Here is a 21,326-nt window from a genome sequence, read left to right on the forward strand (position 1 = left end):
GAAAAATTGGCCGGAAATGTCCTTTGAGGTGTAATCCCAAACGCCAGAGGGTTTGGGATCTCCTCGAAGGTCTTCTACTCGAAAACCTTCGAGGTTAGAAAAAAACCTCAAAGGTTACCCTGCGGTACAGTAGATTTCCCTTAATTTCGCATCAACCCATCAAAATCAAATATTCCCTTGAAACGTCTCGCAATCTTAGCTTCAGGATCTGGTAGTAATGCTGAAAAAATCATGGAGCATTTCCAGAATTCAAAAATTGCAGAAATAGCATTGGTTGCTTCAAATAAGTCAGATGCTTTTGTGTTGGAGCGGGCAAAGAAATTCGACGTTCCTACTTTTACTTTTTCCAGAAAAGAAATGGACGCTGGTGTTCTGCTTGAGAAATTACAGGAAGAAAACATTGACTGGGTGATTTTGGCAGGCTTTTTACTGAAAATCCCGGTTGAGTTAACCAGAGCTTTCCCTGATCGAATGGTGAATATTCACCCTGCTCTTTTACCCAAATACGGAGGAAAAGGCATGTATGGAAGTTTTGTCCACGAAGCTGTAAAAGCTGCTGGAGATACAGAAACAGGCATCACCATTCATCTTGTCAATGAAAACTACGACGAGGGAAGAATCGTGTTTCAGGCTTCTACCCCACTCACTTCAGAGGACACACCAGATTCAATAGCTCAGAAAGTGCATGCATTGGAGCATAAGCACTTCCCTGAGGTGATTGAAGGGTTATTGTGACATATAACAACTTATAAACACATCAAAATCATTAACAAGTGAAGTGAGGTATTAAAGCGAAAATCAAATTTATATTCTCACCTATCACCTTACCTGCATCCACTTTTTACTCTCCCGATCCACAAAGGTGATCGGCACAAACTTATCCGTAGGAGCACCGATAAAATAAACGGTCCAGTTTGGATCATGTTTAGTGAGCATTTCGGAGATACAGTCTGCTCTGTGAGCAGTAGGATTCAGACAATCATCCCAATAGAATAATTCTACTTTGTAATGAAGTGACTTCACTTCATTATTGATGATCACCTGGATGTCTATATTTTGTTTGCCAGGTAGATTCGGGATAGGAATGGCGATGTGACTCATGTGTTTGTGTGTTTTGGGTAAGGATTAATTCATGAATTGAGGTTGTAAAGTGAAAGCTGGTTTTTCTAAGATTTTAAAATATTGCGGTTTAGAGCAGATTCTTGATTAGGAAATATCGGGTTCTAGAACCTTCTACGCACCACTTCCTATGACCACTATTGTGCCAGCTAGAATAGCCTAAAACAGACAGTTTGGAAGTTCAAGCGGCTAAAGGCACTTAAGTCTTCGAACAAAATTGTTCGCAAATGGGCAAACAGCAGTTAACGTATTCTGCAAAAGATCAGTATCTTGAATCATGTTTTTTCAACGCTACTGGGTATTATTTTTAAAAAACCGGATTGGATTGAATCTAATCAGCAAGGAATTTCACGACTACTATTTAAGGTTTTTGGCAATACTTATTCTAGGTGTTTTTTATTCTAATTCTAATGCACAAACATCAACTACAAGAATCAAGTACTTCGGTCTAGAGGATGGGATTTCACAAGTTTCTATCAATGACCTGATACAAGATAAAAGGGGCTTTGTGTGGATTGCTACTCAGGATGGGTTGAACCGCTTCGATGGCAAAGAATTCAAAGTTTACAAATACAGCGAAATAGATTCAACCACGATTCATGGGAACTACACCAACAAAATCTTTGAAGATACTTCAGGTAAAATCTGGATAGGAACGATCGGAAATGGGCTGAGTTATTATGAACCTGACCAAGATCGTTTTCATCGTATCACATTAGCGAATTCTACAGATAAAAATGAAATCATCTCCTCTCTACTAAACGATCAAGATGGGAATCTGTGGGTAGCATCGAGCATCTCTGGACTTCATCAACTATCAAATAAAACTGATAAACAGAGTGCTTTTTTCAAAAACAAACCACTGACTACATTGTCTTTGGACAAAAAAAACACACTCTGGATAGGCTCCCAAAATGGAGAAATTTTCAACATAGACCCTACCAACACTAATTCATTTGATGAAGCCCCTGAATTCCTTGTGCAAGGTCAAGTAAAAGCACTTTACCCAACAGATCAACAGTTGCTAGTAGGAAGTGATTTTGGTTTGTTTATTTATGATTATGCAAAAAAAACTGCCCAGTTCTTCAACCTCGCCGAATCATCCTCAGCTCCTACCAGACATGTCAACTCATTCTTGAAAGAGAATGATTCAGAAGTATGGGTAGCCACTGGAAGTGGGCTTTACCTCTTCAATTGGAAAACTAAATCTATTCGAAGAAAAATCCTGAAAGATGATAATCAAAAAATTAGCCTAAGCAATGGCACTGTACAGTCCTTGCTGAGAATTTCGGATGAACAAATCCTCGTAGGGACGGCGAATTCATTGAATCAGTTGGATTTTTCAGAACCTTATTTTAAAAATATATCCAAGGATCTGAAAGGGGACCACTTATTAAATGACAACGTAATCTTTTCGATTTTTCGGGATGGGACGGACCTTTGGATAGGTACTTCCGATGGTGGGCTTAATTTGATCAGAGAAGGAAAAAGTTTCGCTTTTACTGAAAACCAAAATGATTCCTATAGCATTTCTGGGTCAGTAGTTCGGGCAATTCTCAAAGATCAAAAAAACAATAGGTTGTGGCTAGCTACTACCCGAGGTTTGAATATGATCAACCTAGAAACTTTTAATCCTACTAATCCCAAATTTCACGTATTCCAATTCGATCCTGAAAATGGGAATAGCATAAGCGATGATTTCCTAAAGGACCTGGCGCTAGACGCGAATCAAAACCTATGGGGAGCCACCAATGGAAAAGGGATTTTCCGGCTGGAATTCGACAATGAAAATAAGTATCAGGTCACAAGAATTAGCAAAAGCACTTCTGATGGCAATTCCTTGATCAACGACGTCGCTCATTGCATACGAGTAGACAACAAAGGGAACATCTGGGTAGGCACTCAAGCCGGGCTCTCCAAACTTAGCTTTGATGGCCCAGACTATACAAAGCCTGTTTTTGATAACTACTCTAGACTAAATGGGGAGGATATGGCACTCTCCCATAATTCAGTTTACGACATCTTGTTTGACCAAAGCGATCGAATCTGGCTCGGTACTAGACATGGGTTAAATTTATTCTTGGGAGACAATAAATTTAAATCCTGGACGGAAAGTCAGCAATTTCCAAATGCTATTATTTACAGTGTTCAGGACGATGAAAATGGAGATCTTTGGCTTGGAACGAACAACGGAATTGTGAAATTTGAACCTGAATCAGAGACCTTTACACATTATGGAGTTGAAGATGGCATCCAAAGCAAGGAATTTGATATCCACGCCAAATTCAAGGATAAAAGTGGGAAAATTTACCTAGGAGGCATAAGCGGAGTCAGTTATTTTCATCCAGCAGACCTGCTGAATATTGATCACCCAAAACCTCTTTATTTCTCAGAACTAAGAATCAAAGATGAAACCATAAAAACCAAAAGTGCACCTGATAATATCTTGCAAAAATCGCTTCTAAACACTTCCAGTCTCACGTTCACCAATAACCAGTTTCCTTTTTTTCTCCAATTCTCTTCCTTGGACTTTCGGATGAATAAAAAGGTAGAATATGGCTACAAGTTGTTGCCAAACAATGAGGATTGGAATATGCTTAAAGATCCGGAAGTCCAATTTCTTAATCTTCCCTCAGGCACGCACACTTTATTGGTGAATGGATTTGCGAGAGGGAAAGAGTGGGATCAGCTGCCATTGGAGATCAGCTTAATCATCCTGCCACCATGGTGGGCCTCTTGGTGGGCTAATATGTTGTATATCATCAGCATCGCACTACTCATCTATTGGGTATATCACTTCCAACTTTCTCGCAAATTAGCATTGGCAGAAAGCTTAAGACTAAAGGAGGTGAATCAACTTAAGAGCAGTTTGTACACAAATATCACCCATGAGTTCCGAACTCCTCTAACCGTGATATTAGGGATGGTCGACACCATTAAGACCAATTTGGATGACAAGGAATCCAACTCAACAGACCGACCGCTGGCGATGATCGAGCGCAACGGGAAAAAATTACTCAAGCTCGTAAACGAATTGCTGGCTACTGCTAAGGCAGAAAGTGGAGAAATGGGTTTGACCTTGATCCAAACTGATGTAGTTCCATTTGTTAAATACATTTGCGAAAGCTTTCAATCCCTCTCAGCAAAGTCAGACATTCAGCTTACAGTGTATTCGGAGGTTGATCATCTAGAGATGGATTTTGACCCAGAAAAACTTTCTGCAATCATCTCCAACCTCATTTCCAATGCCATCAAATTCACCCTTCCAAATGGGAAAATTCTGGTGCATATGAAGGTGGAAAATAGGAGTGGAAAGCAGTCCTTTTTCGTCAAAGTAAAGGATAATGGAATCGGGATTCCAGCAGAAACCATCCCGCATATTTTTGATCGTTTCTATCAAGTAGATCACTCCTCTTCTCGCATCGGCGAAGGAACTGGAATAGGTCTTTCACTGACCAACGAATTTGTAACCATGCTGGAAGGCACTATTTCTGTGAAAAGTGAACTGGAAAAAGGCAGTGAATTTACGGTGCAAATTCCTATTAGCAGAAAAGCCAAATTTGCTACCGAGGTAGATATGGATGAGATTCCTTCAGACTATTTAGCCTCTGAAGATTCAGCTCATTTTGAAATTATAACAACTCATGAAGAATCTGATCTGCCACTTGTACTGATCATCGAGGACAACATGGACGTTGCCTACTACCTGAAGTCATGTCTCGGTGAAAAGTATGAGCTTGTGCATGGACTCAATGGTGAAGAGGGAATAAACTTAGCTTTTGAGAGGGTTCCAGATATCATTATTTGTGATCTCATGATGCCAGGCAGAAGTGGCTATGAAGTCTGTGATGCATTGAAATCTGACGAGAGAACGGATCATATTCCTATTATTATCCTGACCGCCAAAGCCACTGCCAAAGACCGGATTACTGGACTCTCACATGGAGCGGATGCCTACTTGTCCAAGCCGTTTAATAAGGCGGAGCTTTTCACAAGGATAGAACAGTTGATTTTGCTGAGAAGAAAAATGGCTCAGAAATTCCGGCACGAGGAATTAAGTGGAGTGCTAGCCATCAAAAGTGAAACCCCAGAGGCAAAATTCCTCAAACGAACTATTGCAATCATCCGCAAGGAGCTCGATGATCCAGCTTTTTCATCCAAGCATTTGGCATTTCGCCTGAACATGAGTGATTCGCAGGTATACCGTAAACTGAAAGCCATTTCCGGGAAATCCACCGCGATTTTTATTCGCTCTATTCGTCTTCAGCAAGCAAAAGAATTACTTCAAATGAGTGATAAAACTATTTCGGAAGTGGCCTATGAAGTAGGTTTTAACGATCCTTCCTGGTTTAGCAGAGCATTCAAGGAAGAATTTGGATTTGCTCCCAGTACAATACATAAGTAATTTTTTATCAGTTAGTTAAACCAATACCGGTCACCATTTTTGAAAGAATGGTACAAGCTATTTTTTGTATTTGAACAATAGGTTCAAGCAGTTGCAGAAATACTGAATGTAACTAGAGCTCAGATTTTTTAGAATTGCACAGTAATAAATTGGCACCTCACTCAGTCTGGAATTGAAGTGAAATAAAGTATCCTTTTAGTGGATACTTCAACCTACAAATTTTTCAAAACAGTAATTCCTATTATTAAAATTTGAAATAGCCCCAAAAAATAAACCAAACCTTTTCCCACAATTAATACAATATCATGAAAAACAACGACGCTAATTCAAGACGAAAATTCATGGGTTCAGTACTCCTAGGAGCTACTTCAGGAACTCTTGCCATGATCACAAATCCACTAGTTGCTGACAATTCTGCTTTTGATGAAAGACGAATGTCTGACGCAGAAGAGTGGTTCAAAAAAATTAAAGGTAGCCATCGTATTGTCTATGATGGATCTACTCCTCATGACGGTTTTCCGATTATCTGGAACTGGGCTTTTTATTTAAGTAATAATGAGACTGGCTCTAGTGATAGTGACATCACTGCGATGACAGTGCTTCGTCATAATGCAATACCGTTTGCCCTCAAATCCAGCATATGGAAAAAATACAAGTTAGGAGAAGTCTTTGGTGTAAATGACAATTCCACCAAAGCTGCCTCATTGAGAAATCCATATTACGAGCCACAGGAAGGTGATTTTCCAATGCCTGTAATCCAAGGTATAAAGGACATGCAAGCACGGGGTGCTATGTTTTGTGTATGCAATTTGGCACTTTCTGTTTATAGCGGAGCTGTTGCTCAGCAAATGGGGCTTGATGCCACAGAAGTTTATAAGGAATGGGTAGCTGCCGTTCAGCCGGGAATTCAAATCGTTCCATCTGGTGTTTGGGCACTGGGAAGAGCACAGGAAAATGGTTGCGGGTACATTTTCGCCAGCAATTAAAATGAAAAGACACCTAATTATTGCATTAGCCTTGTTAATAACTACAATGGCTAATGCTCAAAAAACACCTGTAAAAGCAGTGTTTGACGTATCAAGTTCGAATGAAGACCTGCATGAAACCGTAGTTCGGCATATAGGATTGATGGCTAAAGCTTATCCTGATTCTGAATTTGAATTGGTAGCTTATGGTGGAGCTTATGCCATGCTCGTCGACGGTATTTCTACAGTAAAGTCGGGAATATCTGAGATTACAAAGATGGATAACGTATCAGTAGTGGTTTGTCAGGTTGCTTTAGAAAAGCATGGCAAAAACAAATCTGACCTTATTCCTGGAGTAGGCTCTGTTCCCGATGGAATCTATGAGCTACTTCTGAGACAGCAAGAAGGTTGGGGCTATATCAAGGAGATGAAGTGAGCACTGAAATCATTTAACAAGAACCTTGAAATTGTGATTATCGCCCGTTGTGAACTCAAAAACCTAAAACTTATTATTCTGGGAAAAAGAAAAAAAATTGACTCTTTTCAAATAACTTATAGAGTTTAAGGCAAACCAGACACAATTATGAGCAGCACCAGTCACCACGATGAGAAAATTGCGAAAATGACTTTCTCTTCGGTCTATCCACATTATGTCACCAAAGTGGAGCGAAAAGGAAGGACCAAAGCCGAATTGCATGAGGTCATTACTTGGCTAACTGGTTTTGATGAACAAGGCATTCAAAACCAAATCGAAGTAAAATCAACTTTTGAGCAATTCTTTGCGGAAGCAAAACTCAACCCTAATGCCAGCCTAATCACTGGCTCCATCTGTGGCTATAAAGTTCAGGAAATCGAAAATACGCTTACTCAGAAAGTACGCTACCTTGACAAGATCGTAGATGAATTGGCGAAGGGGAGAAAAATGGAAAAGATACTGAGGAAAGCTTAAAATAAAATCTTCACCTTGCTTCGTATCATCACAAACCGAAGTAATCCTAGGAAAGTTTGCCGTTCGTGATGACACAAACGGCGGCTTGAAAGTTAAGCTGCAAGTTTCTATGGTAGCAAAGTCTTAACTCTAATCCTTGGTTTTTAACATCTTGATTCTCGACTCGTGGCTCCACTATCTTGATACTTATGTCCAGATACTTGATACTCCAAGCTCACTCACTTTTCAAACTATCCACCGGATTCCTAATCGCTGCTTTAAATGCCTGGGAACTCACAGTTGCTAAGGCTATTAGTATGGCTACCAAACCTGAAACTGCAAATAACCACCACTCAATATCGATTCTATAGGCAAAATCCTGAATCCACTGATTCACTACATACCAGGAAACCGGAACAGCAAGGACGATAGCAACCAATACCAGTTTGATAAAGTCCTTTGAAAGTATAGCGACCACCGTGGTCACTGATGCCCCCAGCACTTTTCTGATTCCTATTTCCTTTACGCGTTGCTCCAAAGTGAATGAAACTAGTCCAAAAAGCCCCAAACAGGAAATCAGAATGGAAAGCCCCGTCAGCATGCCAACGATGGTATTTACCGTTTGGTCAGCTCTATACAATTCTGTAAAGTGATCGTCCAAAAACTGATACTCAAATTCCCGCTCAGGGGTTTGGGTATTCCAGATGGATTCGATCTGGGCAAGCGCTTCAGGGACATTATCTCCACTTATTTTTACAGATAATTCCTCAAAACCCCAATTACGCTGATTAAAAATGGTCAAGGTTTCGATTTTATGATGGAGAGAATTAAAGTTGAAATCCTTTACCACTCCCACTATCCTACCTGCCGAGTCCATTCCGCTGAATCCAAATTGCGAACCTATCAATGACTCGATATCCCTACCCTCTCCATCTTTCAAAATAAGCTCTTTGGCGAGGGACTCATTGATCAGATAGGTATTTCCATTGTCTGCCTCAGTGTCGTTAAAATTTCTCCCCGCTATCAATTCAATTTCATACACATCCAAAAAATTAGGATCCACTACAACCTGCGACGTAGCCAGATTTACTGCTGGTCCTGATCCGTGAAATGTAATTCCTGTCTGGTGAAGATTATTGCCAAGTCGCTGTCCGGAAGCAGTGACATCTTGCACTTGCGAGCTTCCAAGCAAAGCCTGTTTCAATGTCTCATACCGCTCAGTGTATCGCTGACCAAACGGAATTGTTATTACTTGTTCATGTGAAAACCCAAGGTCCTTTTCCTGCATGAACCTTACTTGCCGAGAAGCAAACAAAGTAGAAATAATCAGGAAAATAGCACAGCTAAACTGCACGACTACCAATACATTTCTGAAATCAGCCTTCCTTTTACCACTTACTGGAGAGCCTTTCAATACGTTCACTGGATTAAAACTGGATAAGTAAAGCGCAGGATACAAACCGGAAAGAATTCCTACCATAACAGCCCCCAGCAGCATAAATCCAAAGAATAAAGGATTAGTAAATAAAGGAAATTCAAGTTGGCGCTGACTGAATTGGTTTAATAAGGGTAATGCCAGAAATACGAAAACAGCTGCAAGTAACATGGCCATCAAGCTGATCACAATGGACTCACCGATAAATTGCAAATACAATTGAGTTTTGGAAGCGCCGGAAGCTTTTCTCACACCAATTTCCATGGCACGGCTTATTGATTTGGCAGAGGATAAATTCACAAAATTGATCCCAGCGATAAATAGCACGATCAACGCGATGTAGAAAAATATCCGGGTATAGGCTCCATCAAATTTTTGGTAATTGATATAATCATGAGTGATATCTGTAGATCCTGCATGGACTTCACTTAGAGGTTGAAGAAAAAGCTCATACCCACCTGCTCCTTCTTCTCCCATATGGGAAACCAAAAAAGCAGGGAATTTCGATTCCATTGCTTCAATATCCGCCCCTTCACTCAATTCCAAGTAAGTAGTCAACCAATTTCCTCCCCAATTTCCCATTGCCTGAGGCCCAGCATAGGTATTCAGAGAAACTAAGCCTTCAAACTGCAAATGGGAATTATCGGGAATATCAGCCATAATCCCTGTCACGGTGAAAAAAGTACTATCCTGATTAGCCACAGGTAATACTTTGCCTAGTGCAGGTTCATTTCCAAAAATCTTTTCCGAACTGGAAGTGGTCAACACAATACTATAAGGCTCCGTTAAGGCATTTTCAGGATCTCCTGCCAATATTTGAAAATCAAACAGAGCAAAGAAGGAATCGTCAGCAGAAAGTGTAGTAGCCAAAACCACTTGCTTCTCCTCATGTAGCAGCCTCATCTCTCCATTCTGAGTGATCCGGGTATAATTATCTATTTCAGGAAATTCGTCCAGTAAAGTTGGTCCCATAGGATACATGGACAAGGCTACTTTCTGTGGAGCCACCATACCTTCCCAATTCTGCACTTCGTCTAAACGATAGATATTCTTGGTGTGAATGCTATCAAAATTCCGCTCATAATTCACAAAAAGCATGATGAGAATACAAACCGCCATTCCTATGGACAGACCGGCAATATTCAGAAAGGAAAAAAGCTTGTTCTTCCTGATATTTCTGAAGGCGATTTTAAGGTAGTTTTTCCACATTTTTTTTGAGATTGAAAGATTGGAAAATTGAAATAACTTGTCCGCCGTGGCGGATTTGAAAATTAAGAGTTCAGGTGTGGGAAAGTGACAAAGTTGTGATAGGTGTCAGACTGAGCAGCTTGCATCGCCGTGGCGTGAAGTCGAAGTGGATCTACTAAAATCTTATGTCTTGATGCTTAATACTTGATTCTAACATCTTGAATCTTATGTCTTGCTACTTGATACTCCCCATCACTCGCTCTTCAGCGTCCTTGCCGGATTCGTCAGTGCTGCTTTGATAGACTGAAAACCTACGGTGAGCAATGCGATAAGCATCGTGACCATACCAGTGGCGACAAAAACCCACCATTCTACTCCCACGCTGTATTGATAATCCTGAAGCCATTGATCCATGATATACCAGGCAATAGGAACTGAAAACAGAAATGCAATTCCAACCAGCTTTAAGAAGTCCTTAGAAAGTAATAATGATATACTGCCTACACTTGCTCCAAGCACTTTTCTCACTCCTATTTCCTTCAGACGATTGGCAGCCATGTACGTGGAAAGTCCAAATAACCCCAAACATGAAATCACAATAGTCAGAATAGTAAAGACAATGGAAAGCTTTGCCGTTCGAGCTGTATCATCAAATTTCCTGGCATATTGCTCATCAGCAAATTGGTATTCAAAAGGGAAATTTGGGTTAAACTCTTCAAAAACGCTCTGAATTTTAGCGAGATTATCTACTACAGGTTGATCAGGATTGAGACGGATGTGTAGGTAACTGAACCAGGAAGATGGTCCAAATACCATTAAGGGGTTAACTGGATCATAAGGGGATTCGAAAATAAAATCCTCAATAATGCCAACTACCGTATAGTTATCTTCTCCATCAGAAACTATCTGCCCCAAAGGATTTTCCAATCCCATTTTTCTTATCGCTGTTTCATTCAATAAAATCGCTGTAGAATCACTAGCAAATTCATAGATATCTATGTCTCTACCTTCTACCAACTTGGTCCCCATTACTTTCATGAAATCGGCATCTGCACTGAACCGAATGAAATCAAGTTTTTCATCCTCTGGCGTACTACCTTCCCAAGAATACCCCCAGCCATCACTGTAGCGCTGAGTAATCGGACTCATCGATTGCGTGACCGCAAGGCTGGAGCCACTAGAAAGAAGTGCTTGTTTGATCGCACTATAATGCTTCTCTATATCACCCTGCATGTTGATAAAAATGAGGTTATCCTGATTATAACCCAGCTCACGGTTTTGAGCGTGACTTATTTGACGCTGAATAATGATCGTAGAGACGATTAGAATTATAGCAAAGCTAAACTGTATCACAACCAGTATTTTTCGGGGATTAACCGCCGAAGCAGCTGAACGGAAAGTTCCTTTAAGCACATTCACTGGACTAAACGAGGAAAGGAAAAATGCAGGATAACTTCCTGCCAAAAGACCAGTAAGCAATATAAAACTGATCAACTGAAGCCAGAAAACCACCTCAGTGTATGGAAGAAATAGCTGCTTGCCAATCAGGGTATTAAAGGAAGGGAGCGCCAGCTCCACCAGAAGGATTGCCAAAACTCCAGCAATCAACGCAATCAGCGTGCTTTCCCCAATAAACTGTGCGATAAGAGAAGTTTTTCTAGCTCCTACGACTTTTCTCAAACCTACTTCCTTGGCTCTCTTTTCACTTCGAGCAGTGCTCAGATTCATAAAGTTGATACAGGCAATGACCAGAATAAACAATGCGATAAATCCAAACATTCGGACAGTCACAATCCTTCCTCCTACGAGCTGCCCGTTCTCGCTTTTTCCATAAAGGTGTATCTGTGAAAGCGGATAGCTAAATACATCTGCAGTATTCTCCCCGTTGGTATGTTCCTTGGTAATGTTTATTACTTTCTCGTTGAATGCCTCATGGGAAGCATTTTCTGAGAGCAACACATAGTTCTCGACGGAGTTATTCCCCCACCATTCGTCATCCCAACCCAGTTTTTTCATGTAAGCCCACGATAGAAAGTAATCCGACTGGAAGCGCGTATTATTTGGCAAATTCTCCAGAACTCCCGTCACAGTAAAAATATCTGTACTATCGATCTTGACTGTTTGCCCCACAGCCATCTCAGTACCAAACAATTTTTTGGCAAAATCTTCAGTGACCACCATGTTATACGGATCTTCCAAAGCAGTAGAACTATTGCCTTGCAGCATAGGAAAATCAAACACATCCAAAAAATCCGGATCGATGAAAGAACCTGATTCGTTCATTTTCTTATCTCCAACGGTGAAAAGGAAATTGGCATGATTGATCCGAACCGCTTGCTCTACTTCTGGATAGTCCTTTTCTAGCGTAGGCCCCATTATTTTGGGAGTTGTACCCCATGCCCATAGTTCGCCGCTAAACGTATCTCTGTTATACATTCGATAGATTCGGTCCGACTTGGGATGCTCCCGATCCATACTCACCTCATTCTGTATCCACAGCAAAATCAGAATAGCTGACGCCATCCCAACACCCAATCCTCCGATATTGATGAAAGCGTAACCTTTACTTCTAACGATATTTCTCCAGGCGATTTTAAAGTAGTTTTTGAGCATTTTTCAGGATTGAAAGATTGGAATATTTTAAAATTAGAAGATTTCGGGTTCAGAAAGTTGGAAAGTGGTAAGGTGTTAAAGTTGTAATGTGGTAAGGTTTCATGCTTGTAAGGTTTTCAGTGTTGCCCCTATTCTAAATGTCCAAAGTCTTACATCCCACTTCCTTTATTAGCTCTTGGTTCTAGACTCTTGATACTTATATCTCTCAATCTCAATTAAACTCCAGATTGATACTTCCGCCTGAGCTCTGCATAGTCACAGGAACTCCTCCCCCATTTATTTTTCCTAGAATCCTGTCCTTTTTAACCTCTCCACTGAAATTGGAAAGCTTTGAATTGACTCTTCCTCCACTGAGATCAAGGTTTAAACCCAAGCCATCAGGAACTATTGCTGTAATACTCCCACCGCTAGATTTCATGGTCAGTTCTTTCTCAATATTTGTAAGCTGTGCTTTGATAGAGCCACCACTTGAGCTAGCTACTATGCTCCCACTAATAGCTTCCAGATTTATACTGCCACCAGAAGTATTTGCGTTCAAGTCCCCAATCAGCTGCTTTACTTTTACGGATCCTCCGGAGCTCTGAACATCCACACTTCCTTCAAAATTTTCCACTCTGAGTGAGCCTCCTGAACTACGAGTATTTATATAACCAGTGCTATTTACTACTTGGATACTTCCTCCACTTGTAGCTATTTCCTGCTGTCCGTTCAAGCCATCTACAGCAATTGATCCACCGCTGGACAGGAATTTAGAAGATATTTCTGTAGGCACCTGGACTTTAAAAGAGATATTCAATTTGCTTCTACCGCTGTTGTTTCGCTTTTTGAGGATCACGGAAATAGTATTTCCACTTTGGCTGATATCCAGAGTATAGTTATCTAGTTCATTCTCTACCTCAGCATCTTCCATTTCGACTTCTTTCCCATTCAACTTCACGTACATATCCACGATTACCTGATTTCCACTTGCGCCAGTGACTGCCACTGAAGCCCCGGAAGCTTCTACTTTGAGATTTCCAGAACCATTCAAAGTGAATTGTTTGGTGAGATAGGGATCTGCTTTGAAGTCAGATGCAAATGTTGAGAATTGCAAAGTCACTAGGACTAAAAACAACAATGCCGGGAAGAATTTTAAGAGTTTCATGGATAAGGAAATAAAATTCAGAGTTGATTGCAGGCCTCATATTCCCATTTGTATGCCATGAAAAAAACTGCGAATCTCCGCTTGAAATGGCATTTTTAGATTTAAAGCATATACTTCTCGGACAGTATTGTCCGCTAGTGGGCAAAGTCCAGTATAGTTTAAAAGTGGAAAGGATGTATAGCGGAGAGAGAATAAAGTTGATTCGTGGTGAAGTCTCTTTAGCCTAAAGGCTTATATCTTTTGCCTTTACTTCTAATTCTAGCTCCTTGACTTTTGGTTCTAGACTCTTGGTTCTAGGCTCTTCCTTCTTATGTCTTGATACTTACTGCTTACGATTCAAAAGTCTCTTCCCCCTCCTTACTTCCCTGAAAGCTATACAATAGGTAAAAAAGGGAAGGCAGTATAAAAACACTTCCAATCATCAGGGCCCAAGCCAAGGTGTCTATAGGTTTGCCAATAGCAGCGGAATTAAAGACAGAAAGGTTCTCTCCTGATTTGGTGATAATGATATCAGGAAAATAGTGATAACCAAAAGCCAAAAGGATAGCACTAACAATAAAACCACTTAAAAATCGAATTAAGGCCTTACTCCCTCTATCCAACTTTAACCAAAGAACTACAATAGCCAAAGTAGCCAACAGCAAAACAGCAATTGTAATCCACTCCTTCAATAGCAACCCTACAAGAGGAACTGCATCCACAATGGAGGCAGCAAAAACAAGACCGCCTGCCAGCACGGTGAATACTATAAATAACTTAGCTTTTTTTACCACCACCAGTCTAACCTCAGCACTTTTAGCCTCGCCTACTAAAAAAAGCGAAGCCAAAAACCCGCAAATAGCAACGGTGAAAATCCCCACTGAAATACTGAAAAAGTTAAACCAAGGATGAATATAGGCTTCATAAAACCCACTGGCTTCCGTATCTATCTCCCCTCCTATCGCCGCTCCGAAAATAAGCCCTAGAAAAAGGGGCGTGATAAAACTAGAATAGGTGAAAATGAGATTATAAACTTTCTGCATATCGTCCTGATACGCGTCATAATGCCTGAAAACAAATGCTGTCCCCCTTCCTATAATCCCAATAAGCATAAGTGCCAAAGGAATATGGAGATGAACAGAAAGAACGGTGTAAATCGGAGGAAATCCCACAAATAAAATCACGATGGCTATAATCAACCACATGTGATTGGCCTCCCAGATTGGACCAATAGTCTTGTATGTCGTGTTTCGAAGCTGTTCACGCATCGAGGAAGGAGTAACTAATTCCACAATACCAGCTCCAAAATCAGCACCTCCCAGCAACACGTACATCAATAGCGAAAGGCAAAGAAAAATAATAACTACGTAGAGCATAAGAGTAGATTTAAGAGTTGCCTGAGGTTTGAGCGTCTTTAGTCAAGTTTTCATCTAAAGCCTTAATCTGTCTATACAGCAAAAATGAAACGATTGCAGCAAGTGATACATAAATGGCTGTAAATATGAAAAATGAATACTTAATACCAGGAATTGGCGTCACAGCATCTCTTGTCAGCATAATCTCATAGATAATCCAAGGTTGACGTCCCACTTCGGTGACTGTCCAGCCAGCTTCCAATGCAATAAATCCAAGTGGCGTAGCCAATACAAAAAGCCATAAAAACCATCGTTGAATTTGCCAGTTTTTCTTTTTCCACAAAGAAATAAAATAAAGCAAACTGAGGCCAACCAATAGCATTCCTAGTCCCACCATGATTTGGAAAGCATAATGAACCACAGCAACTGGCGGATGATGCTCCTCCGGGAACTGATCCAAACCTATCACCTCAGCATCAAAATCCCCATGAGCTAGGAAACTCAAAGCTCCCGGAATTTTAATCGCATAGTTTACCTCCTTCGCTTCTTCATCGGGAATTCCCCCAATGATCAGAGGGGCAGCTTTGCTAGTTTCAAAGTGCGCTTCCATTGCAGCCAATTTTGCAGGTTGACGCACTGCAATATCTTTTGCAGAAATATCACCTGAAATAGGCTGAAGTAATGCTGCCACTGCCCCAAATACAATGGCAATGGTAAATGCTTTGCTATGAAATTGGATGTTTTTCCCCCTCAACATCATAAAGGCATGGATTCCTGCAACCGCAAAACCAGTAGCCGTAAATGCCGCTAAAGTCATGTGTAATGCTTGTGTAAACCAGGCATCATTGAACATAGCAGCGATAGGATCTATATTGAGAAATTTACCGTCTACGTAGTCAAAACCACTTGGGCTATTCATCCAGCCATTGGCTGCTACAACTAAGATCCCAGATGCTAAGCCACTGATTCCCACCACTACGCCAGTAAACCAGTGAAACCAAGGTTTGAATTTACCCCAACCGTAAAGAAAGAATCCTAATGCAATTGCCTCTATAAAGAAAGCCGTTCCTTCCAACGAAAATGGCATCCCAAAAATTGGTCCGGCATGTAGCATAAACTCCGGCCAAAGCAATCCTAACTCAAAGGAAAGCATGGTACCCGAAACAGCCCCGGTTACAAAGAATATGGCGACACCTTTACTCCAGGCTTTAGTCAGGTCTTTGTAAAGTGGATTATTGGTTTTCAAATACTTGTAATGGGACGTCGCCATAAAAAAAGGCATCACCATACCAATACAGGCGAAAATAATATGGAATCCCAGAGAAAGAGCCATCTGGGAGCGGGCAGCAAAAAGATCTTCCATGCACACTAGTTGGTTAAATTCAGTCTAGGTAAATAGCCTGAATGTATAAAACTCGTTATAGGATTGACGCTGAAATAAGAGGATTAGTTCATGTTTGATAAACTTAATTTCATACCAATACCAACGCCTATTTACCTTTTCCAAAGTTCAATTCTCAAGAAGTAAAATTATAAGTATTCCACTCACCCTTTTGTAATTTTTGGTACAGTAATACGCTTATTACTAATGGATTTTTGACATTTTTATGTAGTTTAATTGCAAAAAAATATTTTTATGTACGTAAAACGGTATTACAGTTTTTGGATGACCATTCGCTGGTCCAAACTTTCCTTAATTTATGGTCTGCTCTACTCGACTGTCATCATCGTCCTGTATGAAATCACTAACATCCCTTTTTCACTTCCTTGGCAACCTATCTCTGTAATAGGTATTGCTGTTGCCTTTTTCTTAGGTTTTAAAAACAACAGTTCCTACGACCGAACGTGGGAAGCAAGAAAAATCTGGGGAGCCATTGTAAATGAAAGTAGAACTTTTGCCACGGCTATTCTCAGTCTGCCAAATCCTGATTTGCCCAAGGAGGAAAAAAAGAAAATTATATACAGACACCTAGCTTGGCTTCTTGCCCTGAAGCATGTGATGCGAAAGGAAAAAACTTGGGAGCATAATTTACCAGTAGAAAAACTGGTTTTCATCCCAGGATTTATTAAAGAATACTACGACGGAATTTTTGCGGAAATAGAAAAATACGTCTGTGAAGAAGAGCTACAAACCGTCAGGGACAAGTCAAACATCCCCTCTCAGTTACTGAAAATCCAAAGCAAGGAAATAGCCAAGTTAAAAGAAGGAGGATTTATCTCTGATTATAAACAAGTTTGGATCCATCAGATACTAGCAAATTTCTACACCCATCAGGGCATGTCTGAGCGGATTAAGAACTTTCCTTTCCCCCGACAATATGCTTCCACCGGTCTATGGATCACCTATATTTTTTGCGCATTGATTCCCTTTGGTTTACTGGATATTTTTGCTCAAAGCACTGCGTTACATTATTGGCTGACCATCCCTTTTTCCGCAATTATTATTTGGACATTCTTCGTGGTGGATAGAATTGGAGATTACTCTGAGAATCCATTCGAAGGAGGGTACAACGATGTGCCTATTTCATCCATTTGCCGAGCTATAGAAATAGATTTGCTCGAGATGCTGGAAGAGGAAAATATCCCAGCTCCATATCAAACAGAAAATGGGTTTTTGATGTAATAAAGTTGGAAAATATAGGGTCCTCTGCGAAAAACTCTGCGTACCCTGCAGTAAAATCTACAGCAAAATAAATCCCTCAAACTTTCGCCTGAGGGATTGAAATAAGAGCAAGCCCTTATTATCTCTTTGTAATACTGCTTGAACCTGAAGTTCTAATGTTGCCCAACTGTGGGGAACCTGTATAAGTCACATCTCCTGAACCTGAAGAGCTCACTGATAATTTACCTAAGTCACCTACATTGGTGTCTCCTGAGCCAGACTTGCCAACTACTAATTCACCAATGGCAAACTTCTCAGCATCAAAATCGCCCGAACCAGATTGCTTAATTTCAGCTTGATCTGCAGAGCCATTTGTGATTTGAAGATCAGCAGAACCAGAAATACCAACTGACAATTTCTTGGCTTCCAGACTTTTCATTGTAATATCTCCTGAACCTGAAAGTGCTGCGTAAAATGAATCCGTCATCACAGGCGAATTCACTTCGATATTTCCTGAACCAGAGCATTTAATTCCCTCAAGTTCTTTATAGGTAATGAAGAATTTCAATTTGACGTTGTTATAACTTCCTTTCACCAAGCCTACGCTGAGCACATCCCCGTCTATCTCAGTTTTCACCTTGCTTAGGTCAACACCTTTCGCTTCGATTCTTACTTCTTCAGTATCCCCTTCAGTTAGGATTACCTCCCAGCTACCGCCAGAATGTACTTTAGTGAAATGTCCGGGAGTTCTAGTTTCTGTAGATTGTGCCTGTACGCAGGACACCATCACCAAAGCGGTCAAAGCAAATGCGAAGATTTTTGTGTAAAGTTTCATTATAAATGTATTGTAAGATTGGAAAATTGAAACATTGGAAAATTTGTAGTTGAAAAGTGATAAGTGGTAAAGTTTTAAATTCCTTTTCACATCTATAAGATGCTCTAGCTTCAGAAAAGGTTGCATGGACAGATCTTATTCATTTCTCTTAATCATAAAATCTTGAATCTTAATTCTTGGCTCTTGACTCTAGATACTTGATACTTTGTACTTAGTGCTAAGTACTCATCACTCACTTTTTATACTTTTCACTGGATCAGCCCAAGCAGCTTTTAATGATTGCGACATTACAGTGATGGCAGCTATTGCTCCAGCAATCAACCCCGCCCAGAAAAACACCGTCCAGCTGATTCCTATTGCGTAAGCAAAGTCTTCAAGCCAACTGGACATTCCGAACCAGGAAATGGGAATAGCAATAAGAAAACCTATCATTACAAGTTTTAGGAAGTCTTTGCCAAGTAAAATCAGAATATTCCCGGTCTCAGCTCCCATTACTTTCCTTATACCTATCTCCCGTGTTCTTTGCTGTGTAGCAAAAGTTGTAAGTCCTAACAAACCTAAAATTGAGATTATAACCGCTAAGCCTGAGAAAAAGGTAAAAATGGTTTTCACCCGCTCTTCAGCTTCATATTGCCGATTGAATCCCTCGTCTACATAAAGTGGCTCGAAAGGGAAGTCAGGTCTCAAGGCAGCCCATTCTTCCTTGATGTAAGCCATAGTTTGCTCCTGATTCTCAGCAGCTATTTTCAAGCTTACCTGATTATTTCTATCCTGGGAAATCATAAATACTATAGGTACAATCGGCTGATGTAAAGATTCGAAATGAAAGTTTTTCATAACGCCAGTCACAAATCCACGTCTGTCACCATACAAGAATTTCTTGCCTATGGCTTCTTCTGGACTTGACCACCCAATTTCTCTGATTGCAGCCTCATTGAGTACAAAAGCTTCCGTGGAATCACTCGCCAGATTGAAATTAAAGTCCCGCCCAGCTACTATTGGAATACCATAGGTATCCAAGAAATTATGTGCTACATGTATATCTGCTATCCGGACATTGAGCTGAGTCATTTCTCCATTTATCTCCGCAGTGCTGCCTTGGTTATCCAAAAGCCTTCCAGAAGGGACTCTACTGGAAATACTCACCGATTTTATCCCCTCATGACGCTCTAGTCTATCTTTCAAAATAAGATAATTCTGCTGAATTGCAGGACTTGAAGGAAGTACCACTATATCCTCTTTTTCAAAACCCAGATCCTTGCTTTGCATGAAATCCAGCTGGCGCACAACTACCAGTACTGCTACGATAAGCACTACGGAAATAGCAAATTGCCCAACCACCAACACTGAGCGGAATTGCTCATGACCTTTTCCAGCTTTGAAAGCTCCCTTAAGCACTTTGGCAGGGGAAAAACCTGAAAGAAACAAGGCTGGATAGCTTCCGGAAATCACTCCTACCAAAATAACCAAACCGATTATTCCCAAAATATACTCCGGGTTTTGTAAGAAGTTTAAATTGAGGTCTTTATCTGTAAAATTGGAAAAGGTAGGTAAAAACAAGTACACCAAAATCAAGGCAAAAACCATTGAAATGATGGTAAGCATAAAGGACTCACCCATGAATTGTCTGATTAAACGGCTCTTGTCTGCCCCCATTACTTTACGCAACCCCACTTCCATGGATCTCATAGAAGATCGGGCTGTGGACAGATTCATAAAATTAATACAAGCAATAAGGAGTATAAAAAGTGCAACTGCTAGATAAATATAGACATAATCAATGTTGCCATTTGGCTCCATCTCCGAGTCGAGATTAGAATACAGGTGAACGTCCGTCAGAGGCCACAGAAATAGCTTTGTTCCTTTAGACATCGGTACTCCAGATTGGGACTCCCCCATGTATTTATCTACCAAGTTTGGGAGTTTAGCTTCTAAGGATTTGTGATTGACACCTTCATTTAAAAGTAAATAAGTAGAGAAATTATTACTGCCGAAGTTACTCATGAAAGCATCCTGACCTCCATAGAAAGCCTCCACGGGAGCCATAGATGCTATGAAATCAGTATGAAAGTGTGAGTTATCGGGCATGTCCTGCATCAAGGCTCTTATTTGAAAAACAGCTTCCTGCCCTTCCAAATTTAGTATCAGATTTTTACCAATAGGATTTTCTTCTCCAAAGTACTTTTTGGACATAGACTCCGTGATCACTAGGCCATCTGAATTGGTAAGCGCCTCCTTAGCATCTCCTTCTAAGATGTTAAAAGAAAAAATATCAAATACTTCAGGATCTGCGAAAAAGAAATTATCCTCTTCGAAGGCCTTGTCTTCATATTTTACCAGAGGATCATAGTGAAAAAATCTACCCACTGCCGCTACTTCATCACCATAGTCAGCTTGGATCAAAGGACCAAATGGGGGAGCTGCATGTCCAAGATGCAAACTAAATTCTCCATCTGGATTGAACCAAGCTCTCGAAACTCTAAAGATCCGATCAGCATTTGCATGGTATCTATCATAACTCAATTCATGCTGAACAAACAAAAAAATCAAAATACTCACAGCCATTCCTACAGCCAAACCAAACACATTGATAAACATGTAAAGTGGGTTTTTTCGAGTGTTTCTGAGGAGTATTTTAAAGTAGTTTTTTAGCATGATTGTACGTGATTGGAAAATTGTAAGATCCGTATCGGGAACAGTAGTTAATTTGAAAAGTCTTCCGTATCTACTCTTGATTCTTGGCTCTAGACTCTTATTT

At 40.5% G+C, this 21,326-nt stretch carries 14 protein-coding genes; 6 read left to right on the forward strand and 8 right to left on the reverse strand.

Annotated features, from left to right (window positions below; translation table 11 throughout):
- The first annotated feature begins 177 nt into the window (after positions 1–177).
- Positions 178–735, forward strand: coding sequence for a phosphoribosylglycinamide formyltransferase (gene purN, locus QOL76_RS02905; RefSeq protein ID WP_283411524.1), 558 nt, complete (start codon positions 178–180; stop codon positions 733–735).
- A gap of 84 nt (positions 736–819) precedes the next feature.
- On the opposite strand, the gene QOL76_RS02910 is transcribed toward purN, so the two are convergent.
- Positions 820–1,101 carry a hypothetical protein gene (locus tag QOL76_RS02910; protein WP_283411525.1) on the reverse strand — a complete coding sequence of 94 codons (282 nt, stop codon included), beginning with the start codon at positions 1,099–1,101 and terminating at the stop codon, positions 820–822.
- Positions 1,102–1,444: 343 nt separating this feature from the next.
- On the opposite strand from QOL76_RS02910, the gene QOL76_RS02915 reads away from it, so the two are divergent.
- From QOL76_RS02915 to QOL76_RS02930, 4 genes are all read left to right on the forward strand, one after another.
- On the forward strand, positions 1,445–5,524 hold the full coding sequence (locus QOL76_RS02915) for a two-component regulator propeller domain-containing protein (RefSeq protein WP_283411526.1): 4,080 nt from the start codon (positions 1,445–1,447) through the stop codon (positions 5,522–5,524).
- Between the two features lie 305 nt (positions 5,525–5,829).
- Positions 5,830–6,510 (forward strand): Tat (twin-arginine translocation) pathway signal sequence containing protein, encoded by a 681-nt coding sequence (locus QOL76_RS02920; protein WP_283411527.1) that lies wholly within the window; start codon positions 5,830–5,832, stop codon positions 6,508–6,510.
- A gap of 1 nt (position 6,511) precedes the next feature.
- Positions 6,512–6,925, forward strand: coding sequence for a DsrE family protein (locus QOL76_RS02925; RefSeq protein ID WP_283411528.1), 414 nt, complete (start codon positions 6,512–6,514; stop codon positions 6,923–6,925).
- Between the two features lie 147 nt (positions 6,926–7,072).
- Entirely contained in the window at positions 7,073–7,438 is a 366-nt protein-coding gene (locus QOL76_RS02930; RefSeq protein WP_283411529.1) for a DUF2200 domain-containing protein, read from the forward strand.
- Between the two features lie 214 nt (positions 7,439–7,652).
- Here the strand turns inward: QOL76_RS02930 and QOL76_RS02935 are convergent, their stop codons facing one another.
- The 5 genes from QOL76_RS02935 to QOL76_RS02955 all read right to left on the reverse strand — a co-directional run bounded on the left by QOL76_RS02935 (position 7,653) and on the right by QOL76_RS02955 (position 16,494).
- Entirely contained in the window at positions 7,653–10,061 is a 2,409-nt protein-coding gene (locus tag QOL76_RS02935) for an ABC transporter permease (protein WP_283411530.1), read from the reverse strand.
- A gap of 231 nt (positions 10,062–10,292) precedes the next feature.
- Positions 10,293–12,653 carry an ABC transporter permease gene (locus tag QOL76_RS02940; RefSeq protein ID WP_283411531.1) on the reverse strand — a complete coding sequence of 787 codons (2,361 nt, stop codon included), beginning with the start codon at positions 12,651–12,653 and terminating at the stop codon, positions 10,293–10,295.
- A 211-nt stretch (positions 12,654–12,864) separates the two neighbouring features.
- Entirely contained in the window at positions 12,865–13,797 is a 933-nt protein-coding gene (locus QOL76_RS02945; RefSeq protein WP_283411532.1) for a DUF4097 family beta strand repeat-containing protein, read from the reverse strand.
- Positions 13,798–14,126: 329 nt separating this feature from the next.
- Positions 14,127–15,152, reverse strand: coding sequence for a cytochrome d ubiquinol oxidase subunit II (locus tag QOL76_RS02950; RefSeq protein ID WP_283411533.1), 1,026 nt, complete (start codon positions 15,150–15,152; stop codon positions 14,127–14,129).
- Between the two features lie 10 nt (positions 15,153–15,162).
- Positions 15,163–16,494: a cytochrome ubiquinol oxidase subunit I gene (locus tag QOL76_RS02955; protein ID WP_283411534.1), complete on the reverse strand. Its 1,332-nt coding sequence runs from the start codon at positions 16,492–16,494 to the stop codon at positions 15,163–15,165.
- A 273-nt stretch (positions 16,495–16,767) separates the two neighbouring features.
- On the opposite strand from QOL76_RS02955, the gene QOL76_RS02960 reads away from it, so the two are divergent.
- Positions 16,768–17,754 (forward strand): bestrophin family protein, encoded by a 987-nt coding sequence (locus QOL76_RS02960; RefSeq protein WP_283411535.1) that lies wholly within the window; start codon positions 16,768–16,770, stop codon positions 17,752–17,754.
- A gap of 118 nt (positions 17,755–17,872) precedes the next feature.
- Here the strand turns inward: QOL76_RS02960 and QOL76_RS02965 are convergent, their stop codons facing one another.
- Complete coding sequence (locus tag QOL76_RS02965) at positions 17,873–18,568, reverse strand: head GIN domain-containing protein (RefSeq protein ID WP_283411536.1); 696 nt, start codon at positions 18,566–18,568, stop codon at positions 17,873–17,875.
- A 228-nt stretch (positions 18,569–18,796) separates the two neighbouring features.
- Positions 18,797–21,223: an ABC transporter permease gene (locus QOL76_RS02970; RefSeq protein ID WP_283411537.1), complete on the reverse strand. Its 2,427-nt coding sequence runs from the start codon at positions 21,221–21,223 to the stop codon at positions 18,797–18,799.
- Positions 21,224–21,326 lie beyond the last annotated feature (103 nt).

The organism is Algoriphagus winogradskyi (assembly GCF_900182815.1).
GTDB classification, from domain to species: Bacteria; Bacteroidota; Bacteroidia; order Cytophagales; family Cyclobacteriaceae; genus Algoriphagus; species Algoriphagus winogradskyi.

Coding starts and splice junctions, on each gene's coding strand:
- QOL76_RS02910 (WP_283411525.1), bottom strand. CDS start 1,101: ATGAGTCACATCGCCATTCCTATCCCGAATCTACCTGGCAAACAAAAT.
- QOL76_RS02920 (WP_283411527.1), top strand. CDS start 5,830: ATGAAAAACAACGACGCTAATTCAAGACGAAAATTCATGGGTTCAGTA.
- QOL76_RS02925 (WP_283411528.1), top strand. CDS start 6,512: ATGAAAAGACACCTAATTATTGCATTAGCCTTGTTAATAACTACAATG.
- QOL76_RS02930 (WP_283411529.1), top strand. CDS start 7,073: ATGAGCAGCACCAGTCACCACGATGAGAAAATTGCGAAAATGACTTTC.
- QOL76_RS02935 (WP_283411530.1), bottom strand. CDS start 10,061: ATGTGGAAAAACTACCTTAAAATCGCCTTCAGAAATATCAGGAAGAAC.
- QOL76_RS02940 (WP_283411531.1), bottom strand. CDS start 12,653: ATGCTCAAAAACTACTTTAAAATCGCCTGGAGAAATATCGTTAGAAGT.
- QOL76_RS02945 (WP_283411532.1), bottom strand. CDS start 13,797: ATGAAACTCTTAAAATTCTTCCCGGCATTGTTGTTTTTAGTCCTAGTG.
- QOL76_RS02950 (WP_283411533.1), bottom strand. CDS start 15,152: ATGCTCTACGTAGTTATTATTTTTCTTTGCCTTTCGCTATTGATGTAC.
- QOL76_RS02955 (WP_283411534.1), bottom strand. CDS start 16,494: ATGGAAGATCTTTTTGCTGCCCGCTCCCAGATGGCTCTTTCTCTGGGA.
- QOL76_RS02960 (WP_283411535.1), top strand. CDS start 16,768: ATGTACGTAAAACGGTATTACAGTTTTTGGATGACCATTCGCTGGTCC.
- QOL76_RS02965 (WP_283411536.1), bottom strand. CDS start 18,568: ATGAAACTTTACACAAAAATCTTCGCATTTGCTTTGACCGCTTTGGTG.
- QOL76_RS02970 (WP_283411537.1), bottom strand. CDS start 21,223: ATGCTAAAAAACTACTTTAAAATACTCCTCAGAAACACTCGAAAAAAC.